Source organism: Cereibacter johrii, from assembly GCF_001720585.1.
Classification (GTDB): domain Bacteria; phylum Pseudomonadota; class Alphaproteobacteria; order Rhodobacterales; family Rhodobacteraceae; genus Cereibacter_A; species Cereibacter_A johrii.
In genome coordinates this window covers 1-21,035 of the sequence record NZ_MABH01000010.1, presented here as the reverse complement: position 1 = coordinate 21,035, position 21,035 = coordinate 1, and the positions used below count along the sequence as shown (strand labels likewise).

The window sequence follows — 21,035 nt, the reverse complement described above, 5'->3', positions numbered from 1 at the left end:
GGCGCGCTTCGGGGTCAAGCGGGGAGGGCGGCGCGGTAGCCCTCGAAGGTCACGTTGGCGGCCACGCGGCGCGCCCTTGCCTCGGCCTCGGGCGACCGGATGGTCCAGCAGAGGATCGCGGCGCCCTGGGCCTTGAGCTCGGCCACCCGGGGGCGGTCGAGGTCGGGGGCCTCATGCGAGACGAAGCTCGCCTCCACCCGGTCGTAGTCGGGGATCGCGCGGAGGCGGGCGCAGGTCTCGGGCGGCACCGGCGCCCAGTCGGCGGGATCGTAGCTCGAGGTGACGAGGCCGCGGGGCAGGTCGGGCCGAAGGCGCGCCATCCCGGCCATGGAATGGGGGTTGAAGGACATGACCGCGACGGGCCCGCCGTAGCCTTCGAGCGCCGCGGCGGTCGCGGTCTCGAGCGCGCCCACCGCCGGGCCGAGGGCCCCGTCCTGATCCTTGATCTCGATGAGGAGCGGCACCCGGCCCGCGACCAGCGCCAGAACCTCCGCGAGCGTGGGGATGGTGTCGGTGGCGTCGCGCAGCGGGATGGTGCGGAGCTCGGCCGCGGTCCGGGCGGCGAGGGGGCCCGTCTCGGCCGTGAGCCGGTCGAGGTTTTCGTCGTGGAACACCATCGGCACGCCATCGGCCGAGAGCTGCAGGTCGATCTCGATCCCGTAGCCCGCCTCGACGGCGGCGCGGATCGCGCCGGGCGAATTCTCGGGCCGGCCCGCGGCACGGTCGTGCAGCGCGCGGTGGGCGATGGGCAGGCGCAGGAAGACCTCGGGCAGGGGGGCGCGCATCAGCGGATCTCGAAGATCGCCTCGATCTCGACCGCCACGCCGAAGGGCAGGCTGGCCGCCGAGACCGCCGATCGGGCATGGCGGCCGGCCTCGCCCAGCACTTCGACGAGGAAGTCGGAGGCGCCGTTGATGACCTTGGGCTGGTCGGTGAAGTCCGGCGTGGAATTGACGAAGCCCACCAGCTTGACCACGCGGACGAGACGGTCGAGATCGCCGTCGCAGGCGCGGCGCAGCTGGGCGAGCAGGCTGATCGCGCAGGCCTGCGCCGCCGCGGCGCCCGCGGCCACCTCCATGTCGGCGCCGAGCTTGCCGCGGATGAGGCCGTCGGGCCCCTGGCTGATCTGGCCCGAGACATGGACGAGCGCGCCCGTCTTCACGAAGGGGACGTAGTTCGCCGCGGGGACGGGGGCGTCGGGGAGGGGGACGCCGAGTTCGGCGAGGCGGGCTTCGATGGTCATGGGACAGGCTCCGGTGATTTCAGCCGGAGGCTAGAGGCGGACGGGCCGCGGGGCAAGCGCGACCTCGTCCGGCCTGTGGCGGCCCCCCGGCCGGAGGAGCCGCCGGCCCCGCCGGCCGTCCGCTCAGGTCTCGCGCAGGGCGCGGTTGAAATAGTCGGTGAAGGGCTTCAGCAGGTAAGCCAGCGGCGAGCGCTCTCCGGTGCGGATGAAGGCCTCGACCGGCATCCCCGGCACGAGGTTGCGCTCCTCGAGCTTCGCCGTCTCGCCGGGATCGAGCATAATCTCGGCCCGGGAGTAGGAGGTCTGGGTCCGGTTGTCGGTCAGCGCATCGGCGGAGAGGACGGTGACATGGCCGGCGAGCTCGGGCGTCGTGCGGCTGGAGAAGGCCGAGAAGACGAGGCGCACGGGCTGGCCCACCGCCACTTCGTCGATATGGATCGGCGGCACATGTCCGGCGATCACCAGCGGGCGATCCTGCGGGATGATGTAGAGCACCGGATCGGCCGCCCGCACCACGGCCCGGGGGGTCGTGACCTGCAGCCCCAGAACGACGCCCGAGACCGGGGCGCGCAGATCCAGCCGGTTGATCTGCTCGATCAGCGCGCTGCGCCGCTCGGCCAGTTCCAGTTCGCGGTAGCCGAAGTCGCGCAGCTGGGTGATCGCCTCCTCGCGGCGGGTCGAGCCGAGGCGCAGCATCTCGATATCGAGCTCGGTCATGCGGCCTTCGTTGTTGGCCCGCGAGGCAGTGAGCTCGCCCAGCTCGCCCTCGAGCCGCGCTTCCTCGCGCTGCAGGCTGAGCACCCGGCTGGCCTGCGCGAGACCCTTGGACAACAGGTCCTGCTGGTCGGAGAGCTCTTCCTCGATCAGCCGGAGCTGAGTGCCGAGGGCGGAGATCTGGGCATCGACGCCCTCGATCTGGCTCACGATCTGCGCCTTGCGCTTGCCGAGCTGTTCGATCTGCTGGGCGAAGCTCTCGCTCCGCGCGGCGAAGAGGCGCTTCTGCCCCTCGATCTGTTCGGCCACGACGGGGCGGGTCTTCTCCGCCTCCAGAAGGGCCGGAAAGACGCCCAGGCCCTCGGCATCGTCGCGTTCGGCCTCGAGCCGCGCGCGCCGCGCCAGCATCTCGAAGAGCTGCCCCTCGACGATCGCGAGCTCGGTGCGCAGCGTGGTGCCATCGAACCGCAGCAGAACGTCGCCCGCCTGCACCACGGATCCTTCGGAGACCTCGATGCTCTCGACCACGCCGCCGTCGGGATGCTGGACCACCTGCCGGTTCTGCTCGACCTCGATCTGGCCCTGCACCACGATGGCCCCCGAGATGGAGGAGGCCACGCTCCAGGTGCCGAAGCCGCCGACGAGGAGGGCGAGCGTCGCGAAGCCGAGGATCAGCGGCTTGCGGCTCGACCAGGGGATGGGGCGGCTCATGTCACGCCTCCGGGGCCTGCGTTTCGCACGATCTCGGTGTGGTTCTTCACCATGTCGCGCAGCACGGCGTCGCGCTGGCCGAAGGCGGCCCGCATTCCGTTCTCCATCACCATGAGGAGGTCGCACTCCTGAATTGCGGCGGGGCGGTGGGCCATGATGAACACCGCCCCTCCCGCCTGCTTCATCGAGCGGATCGCCGCGTTCAGCGCAAGCGAGCCTTCATTGTCGAGGTTCGAGTTGGGCTCGTCGAGGACGAGGAACACGGGGTTGCCATACATGGCGCGCGCAAGCCCGATGCGCTGGATCTGACCGCCGGACAGCCGGCCGCCCAGGGCCGAGACGCGGGTGTCGTAGCCCGCGGGCAGGGCCACGATCATGTCGTGCGCGGCGGCCTTCCGCGCGGCGGCCACGACGGCGTCGCCGTCGGGCGCGCCCCGCAGGCGCGCGATGTTCTCGGCGATGGTGCCCTCGAAGAGCGTCACGCGCTGGGGCAGGTAGCCGATATAGCCGCCGAGCACGTCCGGGTCATACTGGTCGAGGGCGGCGCCATCGAGCCGGACCTTGCCCGCCGCCGGACGCCAGACCCCGATCAGGGCCCGCGCCAGCGTGGACTTGCCCGACCCCGAGGGACCGATGACCCCGAGCGCCTGACCCGGATCCAGCCGGAAGCTCACGCCGCGCAGCACCGCGACCGCCTCGCCCGGGGGCACCACGGAGAGATTCTGCGCCTCGATCAGCGCCCGCGGACGGGGCAGGGCGATGCGCGGAGGCTCGATCGGCTGGCGGGTCAGAAGCTCTCCCAGCCGCCGCCAGCCCTCGGAGGCGCGCTGCACGAGCGCCCACTGGCCGATGGCGCTCTCGATCGGGGCGAGCGCCCGGCCCATCAGGATCGAGCCTGCGATCATGGCGCCCGCGCTCAGTTCCTGCTGCAGGACGAGCCAGGCGCCAAGGCCCAGCATGGCGGACTGCAGGAAGAGGCGCAGCGTCTTGGTCAGCGTGCCGAAGGCCCCCGTGAGATCGGCCGCCGCCATGTTCGCGTCGAGCGCGGCGGCGCGCGCCTTGTGCCAGCGGTCGAAGCCGTTGCCCGCCATGCCGAGCGCCTGCACCACCTCTGATTCCGACTTGAGGTTCTCGGCGAACCGGTCGGCCTGCAACGCCACGATGTTGGCCTTCTGCATCGGCGCCTCGGACAGGCGCTGGTTCAGGATCGTCACGATCACGAGGACGATGCCGCCCCCGATGGCGAGCCAGCCCATGTAGGGGTGGAAGACGAAGATGGCCGCGAGGAAGAACGGGGTCCAGGGAATGTCGAAGAGCGCGATCAGCACCGGCGAGGCCCAGAGCCGCTGCACCGATTCGAGATCGCGCTGGGCCGCGACGGCCGACGGATCGCCGGGCGCGAGCGAGAGCCGCCGCACCGCGGCCTCGAAGACGCGGCGGTCGAGCTTTTCCTGAAAGCCTGCGCCCACGCGCGCCATGATGCGCGCCCGCGCATGGTCGAGCACACCCATGGCGACGAACAGGAAGGTCACGAGCAGGGAGAGCGCAAGCAGCGTCTCCTCGGAGCGCGAGCCGAGCACCCGGTCATAGACCTGCAGCATGTAGAGCGGGCCCGTCAGCATCAGCAGATTGACGAAGATGCTGAAAAGGAACACGGACGTCAGCGCGCCCATGGAGCTGCGGCGGACGGCGCGCAGCTCCTCCAGTCCCTTGCGATTGTCGCTTCGCGTCATGCTCTCCTCGTCTTCCGCGTGGCAATCATGTCGCACTGCCAGACTTCAATATAGTTCACACCGAGGGAATTCGGCGAGATTCCCGTTTCCGCCCTGCGGCGGCGCGTTTCCCGCGTTGCCATGAGGAAGCAAGCTGCTTATGCCTTGGGCCTTGATCGGAAAAGCGATTCCTCATCTTTCGGCATCTCTCGCAGCCCGGGGTCATCAGCGTGGAACATCGAACTGCCATACTCCGTGGATGCCGAATCGCAGCCCACGGCGCCCTCTTTGCCCTTCTCGGCGCCTTCGTATCGGCCTGTGCCGGCTCGGCCAACCCCACTCAGACGATCAACGACCCGGATGAGGCGGACAACCGCCAGATCCACGAGTTCAACAAGTCGGTCGATACCGCGGTGCTGCGCCCGGCCTCGCGCGCCTATGCCGTGCTGCCCGACCCGGTCGAGCGAGGCATCAACAATTTCGCCGACAACCTCGACCTGCCGGGCGAGACGCTGAACAGCCTGCTGCAGGGGCGGCCGGGCGCCGCCGTCGGGAATGCGGCGCGCTTCGTCGTCAACACGACGATCGGGATCGGCGGCCTGTTCGACCCGGCCCATGCCATGGGGATCGAAGGGCGCAACACGGACTTCGGCGAGACGCTCTATATCTGGGGCGCGAACGAGGGCGTCTATGGCGAGGTGCCGTTCCTCGGGCCGCGCACCGAGCGCGACCTCGTGGGCGATGTGGTGGACGTGGCGCTGAACCCGCTGCGGCTCATCGTGCCCTCGGGCGTGCGGACGGCGGGCCGGGCGGCCGAGGTCGGCTCAATACTTGGTGATCGGGCCCGCTATTCCGAAACGATCGACTCGGTTCTATATGAAAGCGCCGACAGCTACTCGCAGACCCGGCTCCTCTATCTCCAGAACCGGCGCTTCGAACTCGGCCAGACCGGCGGGGCGGACGATGCCTACATCGACCCCTACGCCATCGATCCATATGAGGACTTCGATGCCCAATGATCTTCCCTTCGACCTCCGGCCCAGCCGCCGCACCGTGACGATGGGCCTCGCGGCGGGCGTTGCCGCGGCCCTTCTGCCCTGGCGCGCTCAGGCGCTCGACACCGGCACGGCGCGTGCGCTGGTGGTCGAGGCGGTGGCCCAGGTGAACCGGACGATCAACTCGGGCAAGTCCGAGGGTCAGATGTATGCGGATTTCGAGCGCCTCTTCTCGCGCTACGCCGACGTGCCCGCCATCGCCCGCACCGCGCTGGGCGTTGCCGCCCGCAGCGCGAGCCGGCAGGAGATCTCGGCCTTCACCCAGGCCTACCAGGGCTATATCGCCCGGAAGTACGGCAAGCGCTTCCGCGAGTTCATCGGCAGCGAGATCAAGGTCATCGATGCGCGCCCGATGAAGAGCGCGGTCGAGGTGATCTCGACGGCCTATCTGCGCAACGAGAACCCCTTCGAGGTGCGTTGGCATGTGTCGGACCGCTCGGGCCGCCCGGCCTTCTTCAACATCATCATCGAGGGCGTGAACATGCTGGCGTCCGAGCGGGCCGAGGTCGGCGCGCTTCTGGACCGCAACCGCGGCTCGATCCCCGCGCTCACCGAGCAGCTGCGCCGCGCGAGCTGAGGCCGGACCATCCCGAGACTGCAGAACGCCGCCCCCCGGGGCGGCGTTTTCTGTTGGGAGCAGTGCGCGAGGCCTGCAGGCCTGGGCGATGCGGAGGGGGCGGCCCCTCGGCCCCGACCTTCGTCTGCGCGGCAAGGCCCGCCGCCCGGCAAGGCGGCGGGGCGGGATGTCAGTTCCGCCCGCCGCCGCCGAAGATGCCGAGCACGTCGCGCACGATCTGTTCGCCCGCGCTCGGCGGACGGGGGGCCGCCTGCCAGTCGCCGGTATCGTTCGGGCGCTGCGCCTGCCAGTCGCCCGTGTCCTGCGGCACGGGATCGGTGCGCACGTCGGCCGTCGTCTGCGGCGGCATCCGCGGCTCGGGCACGATCTTCTTCAGCGGCTGGGGCTGAAGCCCCTCGTGGACCCGCACCATCACCTCGCGCCAGATGTCGGCGGGAAGCCCGCCGCCCGTCACGCCCTTGAGCGGCGTGTTGTCGTCGTAGCCCATCCAGACGCCCGCCACATAATCGGCGGTGAAACCCACGAACCACGCGTCGCGGGCCGCCTGGGTGGTGCCGGTCTTGCCCGCAGCCTCCCAGCCCGGCAGGCGGGCCCGGGCGCCGGTGCCGCTCTCGATCACCTGGGTCATCATGTAGGTCAGAAGCTGGGCCGCCTGCTCGGAGATCACCCGCTCGCCGATGCCGCCCTCCTGACCGATGAGCGGCGTGTCCTCGCCCTGCAGGCGGAGTTCGACCAGCCCGTAGGGCTTCACCGCCGAGCCGCCGTTCAGGATGCCCGCATAGGCGCCGGTCATCTCGAGCAGCGTCGCCTCCGACACGCCGAGCGCAAGCGCGGGCCCGGCGGCGAGATCGCTCTGGATGCCGAATTCCGAGGCCACCTGGCGCACCTTCTCGCGGCCCACGGCCTCGGTGATGCGGACGGCCGGGATGTTCAGCGACTGCTTGAGCGCGCTGGTCAGCGTCACGATCCCGCGGAACTTCCGGTCGTAGTTCGAGGGCGACCAGGGGCCCGAGCCCTTCACCATCACCGTGAGCGGGCTGTCATCGACGAAATCGGCGGGGCTGTAGCCCAGATCCATCGCCGCCGCATAGATGAAGGGCTTGAAGGCCGAGCCCGTCTGCCGCAGTGCCTGGGTCGCACGGTTGAACGAGCCCGCCGCCTGAACCTTGCGCCCGCCGACCATGGCGCGCACCGCGCCGTCGGCCGACATGACCACCACCGCCGCCTGCGCCTTGGAGCCCTCGCTCACCTTGGTCTTGAACACGTCATCGAGCGCCCCTTCGGCCGCGCGCTGCAGCCGTTGGTCGAGCGTCGTGCGGATGATGACATCCTCGGTCGTGTCGCGGGTCAGGAAGGCCGGGCCCGATTCCATCACCCAGTCGGCGAAGAAGCCGCCGGAGCGGCTCTGGGCCGCTTCGGAGAGCTGGGCCGGATGGGCGCGGGCCTGATCGGCTTCGGAGCGGGTCAGGTAGCCCTGCTCCTCCATGAGGCCGATGATGACATTCGCCCGGTCTCGCGCGCGCTCGAGGTTGGCCGTGGGCGCATAGTAGGATGGCGCCTTCAGCAGGCCCGCCAGCATCGCGGCTTCGGAGGCATTCACCTCGCTCGCCGACTTGCCGAAGTAACGCTGCGCCGCAGCCTCGAAGCCGCGCGCGCCCGCACCGAGATAGGCGCGGTTGAAATAGATCGTCAGGATCTCGGCCTTGGTGTATTTCGCCTCCATCGCGAGGGCGAAGGGCACTTCCTTCACCTTCCGCCAGATCCCGCCCTTGCGGCAGTCGGCCTCGTAGTCGGCCTCGCTCTTCCATTCCTTCGGATCGTATTGCACGCCGAGGCACAGCAGCTTGGCCACCTGCTGCGTGATGGTCGAGCCGCCGTTGCCCTCCAGCGGCCCGCGCCCTTCGCTCAGGTTGATGCGCACGGCCGAGGCGATGCCGCGGGGGCTCACGCCGAAATGGCGGTAGAACCGCCGGTCCTCGGTGGCGACGACCGCCTCGCGCAGGTATTTCGAGACCTTGTCCGAAGTGACCATGCCGCCGTAGGTCTCGCCGCGCCAGGCAAAGACCTTGCCCTCGCGGTCGAGCATGGTGACCGAGCCGCGGGCGCGTCCGTCGACGAGCTGGGCCACCTCGGGAAGCTGCGAATAGAAGTAGTAGGCGGACAGGCCCACGACCAGCGCCACCGCCGCGAGGATGCGCCAGCCCACGCCCCAGAGGATGCGCCAGAAGAACATCACCACTCCCCAGATCAGCCCGAAGACCCAGGCGACCGCGGCCGACAGCGGATCGCGCTTCTTCGTCCGCCGTCTCGGCGCCGCCTTCGGCGGAGGCTTGGAGCCCCGGCCGCCGCCTCCGTTCGATGCCGTCTTCTTCGCGGCAGACGGCCCGTACCGCCTGTCCGCGATCAGCGGCGGACGCCGCCCGTTCGACCCGCTCATGCCTCGTTGCCCGCCTTTTGTCTCTCGTGGACTTTGCCGCGACTCTACCTGCAGGGGCAGCGAATGTGGAGCGGGCGCGACTTTAATTCCTCTCCGCATGTTGCATTAAAATTGGGCGTGTGGGCGCTGTAGTGCAAAAGATGTGCAACTTCCCCGTCCACCCCATCTTCTTCTGCCGCCGTTTTGTTGTGCGCTGCGCCCGGAGCAAGCCTTGTGACCCCGTGGGGTCCGAAGCGGCCCAAGCAGAACAGGGGATCGTCGTGAAACTCATCATCGCAGCAATCAAGCCGTTCAAGCTGGAGGAGGTGCGCGAGGCGCTCACCACCATCGGCGTGCGCGGCATGATGGTGACCGAGATCAAGGGCTTCGGCTCCCAGTCCGGCCACACGGAAATCTACCGCGGGGCGGAATATGCCGTGAACTTCGTGCCGAAGGTCCGCCTCGAGATCGTCGTGTCGGACGGGCTGGCCGAGTCGGTTGTCGAGACGATCCGCACCACCGCCAAGACCGACAAGATCGGCGACGGCAAGATCTTCGTGCTGGACGTCGAACAGGCCGTCCGCGTGCGCACGGGCGAAATCAACGACGACGCGCTCTGACGCGGCCGGCAGAGGGATAGGGTAAAATGAAGAAGATCTCGCAACTGATGGGGCTGACCGCGCTGGCCGCGGCCGCGGCCCTGCCCGCCTGGGCCCAGGAGGCCGCGACGGACGCGGCCGAGGCCGTGACCGAGGCCGCGGAGGCCGTCGTGACGCCGGTTATGGACAAGGGCGACGTCGCCTGGATGCTGATGTCCACCGTGCTCGTGTTCTTCATGATCCTGCCGGGGATCGCGCTGTTCTACGGCGGTCTCGTGCGCGCGAAGAACATGCTGTCGGTGCTGATGCAGACCACCCTGATCGGCTGCACCGTCATGGTGATCTGGGTGATCTACGGTTACTCCTTCGCCTTCGGCGGCGGCACCAGCCCGTTCTGGGGCGGCATGGGCAAGCTCTTTCTGGCCGGCGTGACGACCGAGAGCATGGCCGCCACCTTCTCGGACGGCTTCGTGATCCCGGAATATCTGTTCATCTGCTTCCAGATGACCTTCGCGGCGCTCACGCCCGCGCTCATCATCGGGGGCTTCGCCGAGCGGATCAAATTCTCGGCCGTGCTGATCTTCACCGTGATCTGGGTGACCTTCGCCTATTTCCCGATCGCCCACATGGTCTGGGATGCCTCGGGCCTGATCTTCAACTGGGGCGCCATCGACTTCGCGGGCGGCACCGTGGTCCATATCAACGCGGGCGTCGCGGCGCTGATCGGCGCGGTGATGGTCGGCAAGCGGATCGGTCTCGGCAAGGAGAACATGGCGCCGCACTCGATGGTCATGACCATGATCGGCGCCTCGATGCTGTGGTTCGGCTGGTTCGGCTTCAACGTGGGCTCGAACCTCGAGGCCAACGGCGGTGCCACGCTCGCCATGATCAACACCTTCGTGGCCACCGCCGCCGCCGTCGTCGCCTGGTCGCTGATCGAGGGTCTGGCGCGCGGCAAGGCCTCGATGCTGGGCGCGGCCTCGGGCATGATCGCGGGCCTCGTGGCCGTGACCCCGGCCTGCGGCACCATCGGTCCGATGGGCGCCATCGTGCTCGGCGCCATCGCCTCGGCGGTCTGCTACTTCTTCGTGACGACCGTGAAGAACGCCATGGGCTATGACGACAGCCTCGACGTCTTCGGCATCCACGGCGTGGGCGGCATCATCGGCGCCATCGGCACCGGCATCTTCTCGGCGGCGAGCCTCGGCGGCGTGAACGGCGACGACTATTCGATCGTCGGGCAGACGATCGTCCAGGCGCAGGCCGTGGTGGTGACGCTGATCTGGACGGCCATCGTCTCGGTCGTGGCCTTCAAGATCGCCGATCTGGTGGTGGGCCTGCGCGTCGACACCGAGAGCGAGCGGATCGGTCTCGACCAGACCGCCCACGGCGAGTCGGCCTATCACGGCTGAGACTGACGGATCGGGCGGCGGGTTCCTCCTCCTCCTCCTCCGCCGCCCGACCGCAAAAGGCCCGGACGACGGTCCGGGCCTTTCGTTTTCCGCTTCGGGCGACGCGGGCTTCCGGGGGGGCCTGCACCGCCCGGTTCTGCCGATCCCCGAACGACGAGGGGCGCGGACCTGCGCCCGCGCCCCTCCCGGTCCGTCCCGTCGGCGCGGTTCAGCCGCGCAGCACCTCGGCCACCGCGCGCGCCAGCACCGGCACGGTCGTCCGGTTCAGCCCCGCGATGTTCAGCCGCGAATCGCCCACCATGTAGACCCCGTGCTCGGTCCGCAGCCGCTCGACCTCGGCGGGCGTGATCCCGAGGCGCGAGAACATGCCGCGATGCTCGGCCACGAAGCCGAAGCGGTTCGACCCGGTCTCGGCCTGCAGCGCATCGGCAAGCTGGCGGCGCAGCGTCAGCATGTTGAGCCGCACCTCCTCGAGCTCGGCCTTCCAGTCGGCGCTCAGCGTCTCGTCCTCGAGGATCATGGTCACGAGCCGCGCGCCATGGTCCGGCGGGAAGGAGTAGTTCTGCCGGTTCAGGAAGTTGAGGTTGGCCTGCACCGTGCCCCGGCCCGCCGCCTCGCCGATGGCGATCAGGATGCCCGTGCGCTCGCGGTAGATGCCGAAGTTCTTCGAGCAGGAGGCCGCGATCAGCACCTCGGGCAGCTTCGTGGCCAGAAGCCGCGTCGCCGCCGCATCCATCTCGAGCCCGTCGCCGAAGCCCTGATAGGCGAGGTCGATCAGCGGCACCGCGCCCGTCCGGGCCAGGCTTTCGCAGATGGCCAGCCATTGCACCGGGTTCGGATTGGCGCCGGTCGGGTTGTGGCAGCAGCCGTGCAGCAGCACCACATCGCCCGCCTTCACCCCCGCCAGATCCTCCATCATGCCCTCGGCATCGACGGCGCCGGTCTCGGCATCGAAATAGCGGTATTCCCGCATCGGGATGCCGAGATACTTCACGATCGACAGATGGTTCGGCCAGGTCGGGTTCGAGATCCAGACGGTGGCGTCGGGCGAGGCCATGCGGATCAGCTCGAGCGCCTGACGCACCGCGCCCGTGCCGCCGGGGGTGGCGACCGAGGCCACCCGGTCGGCCGCGACCGCGCCCGCGAGGATCAGCTTCGCCATCGCGGCATTGTAGGCGGGCTCGCCGGCGAGGCCGGGATAGGTCTTGGTGGTCTCGACCTCCCAGAGCCGCTTCTCGGCCGTCTTCACGGCCCGCATGACCGGGGTAAGCCCGGTCGGGTCCTTGTAGACGCCCACGCCCAGATCGATCTTGTCCGCGCGCGCATCCTCGCGGAACATCTGGATCAGTTGCAGGATCTTGTCCGCGGGCTGCGGCTTCAGGGCGGTCAGCATTCCTTCGTCATCCTTTCGCGACCTTGAGATCGTCATACATGCCCCACTCGGACCAGGAACCGTCGTAGAGCGCATGGTTGCGGTGCCCGAGGATCTCGAGCGCGAGGCTGAGCACGGCCGCGGTCACGCCCGAGCCGCAGGTGGTGATCGCGGGTTTGGCGAGATCCACACCCGCCGCCTCGAAGATCGCGCGAAGCTCTGCCGGCGGCTTCATGGTGCCGTCCGCCGCAAGGAGCGTCGTGAAGGGCACGTTCTTCGAGCCCGGAATATGGCCCGCGCGCAGGCCCGGCCGCGGCTCGGCATCCGTGCCCTTGAACCGGCCGGCCGAGCGCGCGTCGATGATCTCGGCCTCGCCGAGCTTCGAGGCATGGGCCACCTGGGTCACGTCCTTCACGAGCCCTGCCTGGCGCTGCACCGTCATGTGCCGGTCGCGGACGACGGGCGGCATGTCCTCGACCGGATGGCCCTCGGCCTTCCATTTCGGCAGGCCGCCGTCGAGCACCGCCACGTCGGTCTTGCCCATCAGGCGGAAGGTCCACCAGACCCGCGCGGCCGAGCGCAGGCCCGAGCCGTCGTAGACCACGACCTGATGGCCGTCGCCCACGCCCATGGCGCGCATCCGGCTGATGAATTTCTCGGGCGGCGGCGCCATGTGGGGCAGGGCCGAGCGCAGGTCGGCGATCTCGTCGATGTCGAAGAAGCGCGCGCCGGGAATGTGCTCGGCCTCGTATTCTGCCCGCGGGTTGCGGTTTTCCTGCGGCAGATACCAGGAGGCATCGAGGAGCCTCAGGTCGGGATCGCGCAGATGGGCGGCCAGCCAGTCGGTGGAGACGAGCGTTCTGGGATCGTCGGTCATGTCGGGCTCCTCGGAAAGCCAATCCCGCTTAATCCCGTGGCCGCCCGCAGGCAAGCCCGGACGGGCGTGACCGGTGCGCGCAAGAGGGCGGGGGCGGCCTGCCGGACCGGCGGGACGCGTCTCTCCCGGCGGGCCCGCAGGTCTTCGACGAGGCAGGCGTGGCCCTCAAAGGACGAACTGAGCGAACGCAGGGGCAGGGAACTGCGGGGGGCTGCGGCTGCGCCGGAGGGCCCGGGCGGCCGCGGGGGCAGGGAGCTGCGCCGCCCTTGCGGGTCAGCTGTGCTGCTTCAGGAGCCGCTGCTTCTCGCGGCCCCAGTCGCGCTTGGCCGAGGTCTCGCGCTTGTCCGAGAGCTTCTTGCCCTTGGCGATGCCGATCTTCAGCTTCACGATGCCGCGGTCGTTGAAATACATGCGGATCGGCACGATGGTCATGCCTTCGCGGGCGGTCGCGGTCCAGAGCCGGGCGAGCTCGCGCCGCGAGACGAGGAGCTTGCGCTTGCGCCGCTCCTCGTGGCCCCAGGTCTTGGCCTGCAGATAGGGCGCGATATAGCCGTTGATGAGCCAGAGCTCGCCCTCTTCCACCGAGGCATAGCTTTCGCCGATGTTCGAGCCGCCCTGCCGGAGCGACTTGACCTCGGAGCCGAGCAGCATGATGCCGGCCTCGATCTCCTCCTCGATGAAGTAATCGAAGCGGGCGCGGCGGTTCTCGGCGATGAGCTTGCTGTTGGGATCGGAATGCTTGGCCATGACCGGACGGAGATAGGCGAGGGGCGGGCCGCTGTCCAGCGTCCGAAGCGCAAAGGGGGAGCCGGGCGAGGGGGCATCGAACCCCCTCGCCCGGCGCTGCCGCGGACAAGGCAAGGGCGGCCGCCAACCCGGACGGCGTGGCCGAAGCCCGCCTGCGACCGGAGGGGGAGGCCGCAGGATCGCTCCGGGCTCGGGAGATCCCGCCGTGGGCATGGCGGCGGATGGGGCAGGGGGCCGGCTCCCTGCCCCTGCGGGCGGAGCCGGCCGCCCCGGATCAGATCAGGCCGGCGTGGCGCATGGCGGCTTCGATGCGGGCCTTGGTCGCGTCCGTCAGGCCCACGAGCGGCAGGCGCACCTCGTCGGAGCAGAGGCCGAGCTTCGAGAGCGCATATTTCGCCCCCACCAGCCCCGGCTCGAGGAAGATCGCCTCGTGCAGCGGCATCAGCCGGTCCTGATACTCCAGCGCCTTGGCGAAGTCGCCCGCGAGCGTGGCCTGCTGGAACTCGGCGCAGAGCCGCGGAGCCACGTTGGCCGTGACCGAGATGCAGCCCACCCCGCCGTGCGCGTTGAAGCCGAGCGCCGTCGCATCCTCGCCCGAGAGCTGGATGAAGTCCGGCCCGCAGGAGGCGCGCTGCTGGCTCACCCGCTCGATCTTGCCGGTGGCATCCTTCACGCCCACGATCCGCGGCAGCCGGGCCAGCGTGCCCATCGTCTCGGGCGACATGTCGACGACGGAGCGGCCGGGGATGTTGTAGATCACGATGGGCAGGCTGCAGCAGTCGTGAAGCGCGGTGAAATGCGCGATCATCCCGGCCTGCGTGGGCTTGTTGTAATAGGGCGTCACCACGAGCGCCGCATCGGCGCCCACGGTCTCGGCGAAGCGGATCAGCCGGATCCCCTCGGCGGTCGAGTTCGAGCCCGCGCCCGCGATCACCGGCACCCGGCCGGCGGCGGCCTTCACCACCGCCTCGATCACCGTCTCGTGCTCTTCGTGGGTCAGCGTCGGGCTCTCGCCCGTGGTGCCCACCGGGACGAGGCCGGTCGAGCCTTCGGCGATCTGCCAGTCGACCAGCTTCTTCAGCGTGTCCAGATCCAGCTCGCCGTTCTTGAACGGCGTCACAAGGGCAGGAATGGACCCTCTGATCATGACACGCATCTCCATCTGATTTGGGCAGACTCGCCCGGTTGAACCGGGCCTTCCTATCGCCCGCAGCGGGGCTTGCCAAGTTGTCGCCAAGCCACGGCGCGCTCGTCAGCTTGTGTGTTGCGGGCCGGCACGGGCTTGGGCAGATTGCGCGCATGTCGCGCTCCAGATCCGTCCCCGCCCGTCTCCGCCTCGTCCTCCTGCTGATCCTGCCGCTCCTCTGCGCCCCGCTCGCGGCGCGGGCCGAGGATCCGGCGGCGCTGAAGGACGCGCTCCGCGCCGCCTGGTCGAAGGACTGGAGCGGCGCCGAGGCGCAGGCGCGCCGCTCGGGGCCGCTCGCCCTGTCGCTGGTGGAGTGGCACCGGCTGCGGGCGGGCGAGGGCAATCTCGGCGATTACGAGGCCTTCCTCGCGCAGCATCCCGACTGGCCGGGGCTGAAACTCCTGCGCGACAAGGGCGAGGAGGCGGTGGCCCGCTCGGCCACGCCCGAGCGCGTGATCGCCTGGTTCGGCTCGCGTCCGCCCGCGACCGCCACGGGGGCCATCGCGCTGGCCCGCGCCCATGCGGCGGCGGGCCAGCAGACCGAGGCCGAGACGGTGATCCGCCGCGCCTGGACGACGCTCGCCTTCGATGCGGAGGAAGAATCGGCCGCGATCGGCGCCTTCCCCGAGGTGCTGGCCCAGGCGCACGAGGCACGGCTCGACATGCTGCTCTGGGAGAACCGGCCCGATCAGGCGCGGCGGATGCTGCCGCGCGTGTCGGACGGCTGGAAGCGGCTCGCGGCGGCGCGGATGGCGCTGCGCGCCGATGCCGACGGGGTGGACGGGCTGATCGCCGCCGTGCCCGCGGCGCAGGCCGCCGATCCCGGGCTCGCCTACGAACGGTTCCTCTGGCGCGCGCGCAAGGGCCGCGACGCCGACGCAGCGCAGCTGCTTCTGGAGCGGTCGGCCAGCGTGGCGGGTCTCGGCAGCCCCTCGGCCTGGGCGGGACGGCGGGCGGTGCTGGCACGGGCCCTGAACGAGGAGGGCGATCCGAAGACCGCCTACCGCATCGCCGCGAGCCACCATCTCGAGGGCGGGGGCGACTTCGCCGAGCTCGAGTTCTTCGCGGGCTTCATCGCGCTGCGCAAGCTCGGCGACCCGGCGACGGCGCTTGGGCATTTCCAGCGGCTGCAGGCGGCGGTGCGCACGCCGATCAGCCTCTCGCGGGCGCATTACTGGCAGGGCCGGGCGCTCGAACAGCTCGGGCGCTACGACGAGGCGGGCGCGGCCTTCGCGGCGGGGGCGCGCTACCAGACGGCCTATTACGGCCTTCTCTCCGCCGAGCGCGCGGGCATTCCGCTCGATCCGGCGCTGGTCTCGGCGCCGCGGGCGGGCGACTGGCGGCAGGCGGGCTTCGCCTCCTCCTCGGTGCTGGCGGCGGGGCGGCTGCTGCTGGCTGCGGGCCAGCGCGATCTCGGCAAGCGGTTCCTGCTGCATCTGGCCGAGAGCCTGAAGGCCCCGGACCTCGAGCGGCTGTCCGAGATGGCGCTCGAGATGGGCGAGCCGCATGTGGCGGTGCTGATCGCCAAGCAGGCCGCCGAGGAGGGCACGATCCTGCCGCGGGCCTATTTCCCGGTGCCCGATCTCGTGCCGGGCGAGGGCCTGCCGGTGAGCCGCGCGCTGGCCCTGTCGATCGCGCGGCGCGAAAGCGAGTTCAACCCGGTGGTGGTCAGCCCGGCCGGGGCGCGGGGCCTCATGCAGGTGATGCCGGGGACGGCGAAGCTGATGGCGCCCAAGGTGGGGCTGGGCTACGAGGCTTCGAAGCTCACGCAGGATCCGGCCTATAACGTGCGGCTCGGGACGGCCTATCTCGCGCAGCTGGTCGAGGAGTTCGGCCCTTCGCTCGCGCTGGTGGCCTCGGGCTACAATGCGGGCCCCGGCCGCCCGCGCCGCTGGGTCACCGAGTTCGGCGACCCGCGTGCCGAGGATGTGGATGCGGTGGACTGGGTGGAGCAGATCCCCTTCTCCGAGACCCGCACCTACGTCATGCGCGTGACCGAGTCGGTGGTGATCTACCGCGCCAAGCTCCGCGGCAGCGGCGGCCCCGTCCGCATCACGCCGGAGCTGAAGGGGTGAGTGGCGTCTCGCGGAGGCTCCAGTGGAGCCTCCGAGCCACGAACGGGCGCCCCGTGGGCGCCCCATGGGTGGGCGTCCCGGGGGGGCTCCGGGGGGCGCCGCGGAGCCACGAACGGGCACCCCGTGGGTGCCCCATGAGTGGCGTCTCGCGGAGGCTAAGGTGGCCTTCGCCCCTACTCCTCCGCCTTCGCCTTCTTCTTCAGCGAGGCCTCGACGCGGAAGCTCTCGGGGATCTCGTCCCGGCCCTCGAGGACGAGCGCGGCCATGACCTCGCCCACCTTCGGCGCCATGCCGAAGCCGATCTTGAAGCCGCCGTTCGCCACATACTGCCCGGGCCGGCCGGGCCATGCGCCCAGCATCGGCGCGAGGCTGCGGGCGCGGGGGCGCAGGCCCGCCCAGCGGGTCAGGACCGGCGCGCCCTCGAGCCAGGGGCAGAGCGCCACGGCGCGGGCATGGACCTCGTCGAGCTGGGCGTCGGTCGTGTCGGGCTCGGTCCAGTCCTTCTCGGCGGTGGAGCCCACGGCGGTCGTGCCGTCGGCATGGGGCACGATCAGGAGGCCCGGCCCGAAGACCTGCGGCCGGTCGCGCGCGTCGAGCGCCACCACCATGGCCTGACCCTTCACGCCGTTGCCGACGGGCTTGCCCAGATCCTGCGACAGAGCCTCGAGCCCCGCCACGCCGGTGGCCCAGACGACCGGGCCCGCCTCCTCGGCCTCGCCGATCAGGATCTCGCCGCCCTTCGCGCGGATCGCTTCCACCAGCGCGGGCACCGCCAGCCGCGGGTTGAGCCGGGCGGTCAGCGTGTCGTGGATCACGAGGCCCGTGGGGCTTTCGGGCATGAAATCTCCGCCCGCCGGCACCACCTCCCAGGAGAAGCGGCCCTGCCAGAGGGTCCGGGCCTCCTCGGCCCGGGCGCGGGCATGGTCCACGGCGCGCGCGTCGGCGAGCGGCTGGAACCGGCCCAACCGATCGTAGCCCGTGGGCAGGCCGGAGGCTTCGGCCACCGCCGCCCACCATTCCGCGCCCATGGCGAGGCTCTCGAACTGGAAGGCCTTCTTTTCGTTCCATTGTTCGGGCACATGCGGCGAGAGCGCCCCCACGACGCCGCCCGAGGAGCCCGCCCCGATCCGCGCGCGCTCGATCAGGCGCACCTTCGCGCCGCGCCGCACCGCCGCCCAGGCCACCGCGAGCCCGAAGATCCCGCCGCCGCGAATTGTCAGATCCGGCGTTGCCATTTTCCCCGTCCTCGCCCAATGTCCGCACTTTCGAAGACAGCAGGCTTAGGACAGATGCCAGCCACAGGCCAGAGCGCGGATGTCGCGTCCGCGCAGGAGCCCGCGCCCCTGCGCGCCCCGCAGACCGGACATCCCCCGGAGAGCCCCGGAGCACAGGACGCCCCTGCCATTCGCGCTTCGCGAACTGCAGGGCCCGATCTCGACTGGCGCGAGGGGGGCATCCCGGTCTCGACCCGGTTCGACGATCCCTATTTCTCGCTGGCCGACGGGCTGGCCGAGACGCGCCATGTCTTCCTGGCCGGCAACCGCCTGCCGGAGCGGTTCCGCGAGGGGTTCGCCATCGCCGAGCTGGGCTTCGGCACCGGGCTCAACATGCTGGCCACGCTGATCGGCTGGCGCGCGGCGGGGCGGCCGGGGCGGCTGTCCTACCTCTCGTTCGAGGCCTTCCCGCTGGCCGCGCCCGACATCGCCCGCGCCCTCGCGGCCTTCCCCGAGGCCCGGGCGGTGGCCGACCCCTTCCTCGCGGCCTGGGGCGCGGGCCGGAGGCGCTTCGATCTCGACGGGATGGCAGTCGAGGTGCGGATCGGCGACGCGCGCGATCTCCTGCCGCGGTGGGAGGGGCGGGCGGACGCCTGGTTCCTCGACGGCTTCTCGCCCGCAAAGAACCCCGAGCTCTGGTCGGAGGCGCTGATGGCCGAGGTGGGCCGCCACACCGCCCCCGAGGGCACCTTCGCCACCTATACGGCGGCGGGCCATGTGCGGCGGGCGCTGGCGGAGGCGGGTTTCACCGTCACGCGCCAGCCCGGCCACGGGCGCAAGCGACATATGACGACCGGAGTTCTCGGCAGATGACCGAACAGAATACGCGGCTGGGCATCGGGCTCATGGTGCTCACCACCTGCATCTTCGCGCTGCAGGACGGCATCTCGCGCCATCTCGCCGAGCATTACAGCGTCCTCATGGTGGTGATGATCCGCTACTGGTTCTTCGCGGCCTTCGTGATCGCGGTGGCCGCGCGGCAGGCGGGCGGCCTCGCCCCGGCGATCCGCTCGCGCTTTCCCGTCCTGCAGGTCCTGCGCGGGCTTCTGCTCGCGGCCGAGGTCTGCGTCATGGTGGTGGGGTTCGTGAAGCTGGGCCTCGTGGCCAGCCACGCGGTCTTCATCTGCTATCCGCTGCTGGTCGCGGCCCTCTCGGGGCCCGTGCTGGGCGAGACCGTGGGCTGGCGGCGCTGGCTCGCCATCGGCGCGGGCTTCGTGGGCATCCTCATCATCCTCCAGCCGGGTCTTGCGGTCTTCTCGCCCTGGGCGCTGGTGCCGCTCGCGGCGGCGACGCTCTTTGCGACCTATGCGCTGCTCACGCGCTATGTGGCGCGGGGCGACTCGGCGGCCGTCAGCTTCTTCTGGACGGGCACGGTCGGCGCCGTGGCCATGACGGCCGTGGGCCTCTGGCACTGGGAGCCGATGGCGCCGGGCGACTGGCTCTGGATGGCGGCGCTCTGCTGCACGGCGGCGCTCGGGCACTGGTGCCTGATCCGCGCCTACGAGGTAGCCGAGGCGAGCGCGGTGCAGCCCTTCGCCTATCTGCAACTGCCCTTCGCGGCGATGCTCGGCTTCTTCGTCTTCAACGAGCGGCCGGGGTGGAATGTCATCCTCGGCGCCTGCGTGGTGGTGTCGGCCGGGCTCTTCACCCTCTGGCGCGAGCAGGTGCGGGCCCGAGCGCACGCCGGAAGGTGAGCGAGGTCGGCCGGTCGAAGCCCGGATGGGCGCTGGCCGCGACCTGCGCGAAACCCATGGCACGGAAGGCCGCCTGGTTCTCGACCAGTTCGATCCGCGTCTCGAGCTCGAGCGCGGGCAGCCCCAGGGCCCGCGCCCGGTCCTCGGCCACGGCCATCAGCGCGCGCCCGAGGCCCCGCCCTTGCCGCGCGGGCTCGACCGCCATCTTGCCGAGATAGAGCGCCTGCGGCCGGGGCGTCAGGAACAGACAGGCCACGGGCGGATCGCCCAGAAGCCAGACCTCGCCCTCCCGCGCCTGCCGGGCGATCGCCTCGGGCGTCAGCCGGTGGGCCGAGGAGGGCGGATCGATCCGCCCCTCCATGAAGGCGAAGGCGCGCAGGATCAGCCCGCGGATCGCCTCCCAGTCCTCTGCCTCGCCGGCCTTGCGGGGGATCATCGCGCACCTTCCTGCCGAGAGCTGCAACATCTTGGGGATAACCGGCCGGATGCCGCCAGATCAAGGGGGCTCCGGTTGACTTGGGTCGCCCCAGACCGGACCATGCGGACCCGATCGGGAATCAGAAGGATCCGGCCTTGCGGTTCACCCGCCTCAGACTGAACGGCTTCAAGAGCTTCGTGGACCCCACCGATCTGGTGATCCACGAGGGGCTGACGGGTGTCGTGGGGCCGAACGGCTGCGGCAAGTCGAACCTGCTCGAGGCGCTGCGCTGGGTGATGGGCGAGAACCGGCCCACCGCCATGCGCGGAGCGGGGATGGAGGATGTGATCTTCGCCGGCGCGGCCACACGGCCCGCGCGCAACTTCGCCGAGGTGGCACTCGTCCTCGACAATGCCGACCGGCTGGCGCCCGCGGGCTTCAACGATGCCGACACGATCGAGATCGTGCGCCGGATCACGCGCGACGCGGGCTCGGCCTACAAGGCCAACACGAAGGATGTGCGCGCGCGCGACATCCAGATGCTGTTCGCCGATGCCTCGACCGGGGCCCATTCGCCCGCGCTCGTGCGGCAGGGCCAGATTTCCGAGCTCATCAACGCCAAGCCCAAGGCGCGGCGGCGGATCCTCGAAGAGGCCGCGGGCATCTCGGGCCTCTACCAGCGCCGGCACGAGGCCGAGCTGCGGCTGGCGGCCACCGAGCAGAACCTCGCGCGGGTCGAGGATGTGCTCGACCAGCTGGCCCAGCAGCTGTCCACGCTGGCGCGGCAGGCCAAGCAGGCGGCGCGCTACCGCGAGATCGGCGAGGAGCTGCGGCGGGCCGAGGGGTCGCTCCTCTATCGCCGCTGGCGCGAGGCGGATCTTGCGCGGACCGAGGCGCTCGCGATCCTGCGCGAGCGGATGACGGCCGCGGGGCAGGCCGAGGCCGCGGCGCGC

19 protein-coding genes are annotated in these 21,035 nt (G+C 70.5%); 8 read left to right on the top strand and 11 right to left on the bottom strand.

Features of this window, described 5'->3' with window-relative positions; genetic code table 11:
- Positions 1 to 14: 14 nt before the first annotated feature.
- From A9O63_RS00330 to A9O63_RS00315, 4 genes are all read right to left on the bottom strand, one after another.
- Entirely contained in the window at positions 15 to 785 is a 771-nt protein-coding gene (locus tag A9O63_RS00330; RefSeq protein WP_069330135.1) for a glycerophosphodiester phosphodiesterase family protein, read from the bottom strand.
- Positions 785 to 1,243: a RidA family protein gene (locus A9O63_RS00325; RefSeq protein ID WP_069330134.1), complete on the bottom strand. Its 459-nt coding sequence runs from the start codon at positions 1,241 to 1,243 to the stop codon at positions 785 to 787. Before A9O63_RS00325 ends, A9O63_RS00330 begins: the two co-directional genes overlap by 1 nt.
- A gap of 123 nt (positions 1,244 to 1,366) precedes the next feature.
- Complete coding sequence (locus A9O63_RS00320) at positions 1,367 to 2,668, bottom strand: HlyD family type I secretion periplasmic adaptor subunit (RefSeq protein ID WP_069330133.1); 1,302 nt, start codon at positions 2,666 to 2,668, stop codon at positions 1,367 to 1,369.
- Positions 2,665 to 4,401, bottom strand: coding sequence for a type I secretion system permease/ATPase (locus A9O63_RS00315; protein ID WP_069330132.1), 1,737 nt, complete (start codon positions 4,399 to 4,401; stop codon positions 2,665 to 2,667). Before A9O63_RS00315 ends, A9O63_RS00320 begins: the two co-directional genes overlap by 4 nt.
- A gap of 209 nt (positions 4,402 to 4,610) precedes the next feature.
- Here A9O63_RS00315 and A9O63_RS00310 point away from each other — a divergent pair, with 209 nt between their 5' ends.
- Together A9O63_RS00310 and A9O63_RS00305 are read left to right on the top strand one after the other, a co-directional pair.
- Positions 4,611 to 5,399, top strand: coding sequence for an MlaA family lipoprotein (locus A9O63_RS00310; RefSeq protein ID WP_069330131.1), 789 nt, complete (start codon positions 4,611 to 4,613; stop codon positions 5,397 to 5,399).
- On the top strand, positions 5,389 to 6,012 hold the full coding sequence (locus A9O63_RS00305; RefSeq protein ID WP_069330130.1) for an MlaC/ttg2D family ABC transporter substrate-binding protein: 624 nt from the start codon (positions 5,389 to 5,391) through the stop codon (positions 6,010 to 6,012). Before A9O63_RS00310 ends, A9O63_RS00305 begins: the two co-directional genes overlap by 11 nt.
- A 169-nt stretch (positions 6,013 to 6,181) precedes the next feature.
- On the opposite strand, the gene A9O63_RS00300 is transcribed toward A9O63_RS00305, so the two are convergent.
- Positions 6,182 to 8,449, bottom strand: a complete 2,268-nt coding sequence (locus A9O63_RS00300) for a transglycosylase domain-containing protein (protein WP_069330129.1) — start codon at positions 8,447 to 8,449, stop codon at positions 6,182 to 6,184.
- Positions 8,450 to 8,709: 260 nt separating this feature from the next.
- On the opposite strand from A9O63_RS00300, the gene A9O63_RS00295 reads away from it, so the two are divergent.
- Both A9O63_RS00295 and A9O63_RS00290 read left to right on the top strand, forming a co-directional pair.
- On the top strand, positions 8,710 to 9,048 hold the full coding sequence (locus tag A9O63_RS00295; protein WP_002721100.1) for a P-II family nitrogen regulator: 339 nt from the start codon (positions 8,710 to 8,712) through the stop codon (positions 9,046 to 9,048).
- 26 nt (positions 9,049 to 9,074) lie between these two features.
- On the top strand, positions 9,075 to 10,439 hold the full coding sequence (locus A9O63_RS00290) for an ammonium transporter (RefSeq protein WP_069330128.1): 1,365 nt from the start codon (positions 9,075 to 9,077) through the stop codon (positions 10,437 to 10,439).
- A gap of 208 nt (positions 10,440 to 10,647) precedes the next feature.
- On the opposite strand, the gene A9O63_RS00285 is transcribed toward A9O63_RS00290, so the two are convergent.
- The 4 genes from A9O63_RS00285 to dapA all read right to left on the bottom strand — a co-directional run bounded on the left by A9O63_RS00285 (position 10,648) and on the right by dapA (position 14,582).
- A complete protein-coding gene (locus tag A9O63_RS00285; RefSeq protein WP_069330127.1) occupies positions 10,648 to 11,832 on the bottom strand; it encodes an amino acid aminotransferase in 1,185 nt (394 codons plus the stop codon).
- A 7-nt stretch (positions 11,833 to 11,839) separates the two neighbouring features.
- Entirely contained in the window at positions 11,840 to 12,688 is an 849-nt protein-coding gene (sseA, locus tag A9O63_RS00280; RefSeq protein WP_069330126.1) for a 3-mercaptopyruvate sulfurtransferase, read from the bottom strand.
- A gap of 273 nt (positions 12,689 to 12,961) precedes the next feature.
- Positions 12,962 to 13,435, bottom strand: a complete 474-nt coding sequence (smpB, locus tag A9O63_RS00275; RefSeq protein WP_069330125.1) for an SsrA-binding protein SmpB — start codon at positions 13,433 to 13,435, stop codon at positions 12,962 to 12,964.
- Between the two features lie 274 nt (positions 13,436 to 13,709).
- A complete protein-coding gene (dapA, locus tag A9O63_RS00270; protein WP_069330136.1) occupies positions 13,710 to 14,582 on the bottom strand; it encodes a 4-hydroxy-tetrahydrodipicolinate synthase in 873 nt (290 codons plus the stop codon).
- A 152-nt stretch (positions 14,583 to 14,734) separates the two neighbouring features.
- Here dapA and A9O63_RS00265 point away from each other — a divergent pair, with 152 nt between their 5' ends.
- Positions 14,735 to 16,696 carry a lytic transglycosylase domain-containing protein gene (locus A9O63_RS00265; protein ID WP_069330124.1) on the top strand — a complete coding sequence of 654 codons (1,962 nt, stop codon included), beginning with the start codon at positions 14,735 to 14,737 and terminating at the stop codon, positions 16,694 to 16,696.
- A 173-nt stretch (positions 16,697 to 16,869) separates the two neighbouring features.
- Here A9O63_RS00265 and A9O63_RS00260 read toward each other — a convergent pair whose 3' ends face one another.
- The gene (locus tag A9O63_RS00260) at positions 16,870 to 17,931 is read right to left on the bottom strand and encodes an NAD(P)/FAD-dependent oxidoreductase (protein ID WP_069330123.1); all 1,062 of its coding nucleotides are present in this window, start codon (positions 17,929 to 17,931) and stop codon (positions 16,870 to 16,872) included.
- 54 nt (positions 17,932 to 17,985) lie between these two features.
- Here A9O63_RS00260 and mnmC2 point away from each other — a divergent pair, with 54 nt between their 5' ends.
- Together mnmC2 and A9O63_RS00250 are read left to right on the top strand one after the other, a co-directional pair.
- Positions 17,986 to 18,783, top strand: coding sequence for a tRNA (5-methylaminomethyl-2-thiouridine)(34)-methyltransferase MnmC2 (mnmC2, locus tag A9O63_RS00255; RefSeq protein ID WP_069330122.1), 798 nt, complete (start codon positions 17,986 to 17,988; stop codon positions 18,781 to 18,783).
- The gene (locus tag A9O63_RS00250) at positions 18,780 to 19,664 is read left to right on the top strand and encodes a DMT family transporter (protein WP_009561636.1); all 885 of its coding nucleotides are present in this window, start codon (positions 18,780 to 18,782) and stop codon (positions 19,662 to 19,664) included. The genes mnmC2 and A9O63_RS00250 overlap by 4 nt, the downstream gene beginning before the upstream one ends.
- Here A9O63_RS00250 and A9O63_RS00245 read toward each other — a convergent pair.
- Positions 19,615 to 20,100 (bottom strand): GNAT family N-acetyltransferase, encoded by a 486-nt coding sequence (locus A9O63_RS00245; protein WP_069330121.1) that lies wholly within the window; start codon positions 20,098 to 20,100, stop codon positions 19,615 to 19,617. The two genes, A9O63_RS00250 and A9O63_RS00245, sit on opposite strands and share 50 nt — an antisense overlap.
- Before the next feature lie 137 nt (positions 20,101 to 20,237).
- Here A9O63_RS00245 and A9O63_RS00240 point away from each other — a divergent pair.
- A partial coding sequence (locus A9O63_RS00240) for an AAA family ATPase (RefSeq protein WP_167354589.1) occupies positions 20,238 to 21,035 on the top strand: 798 nt, incomplete at its 3' end.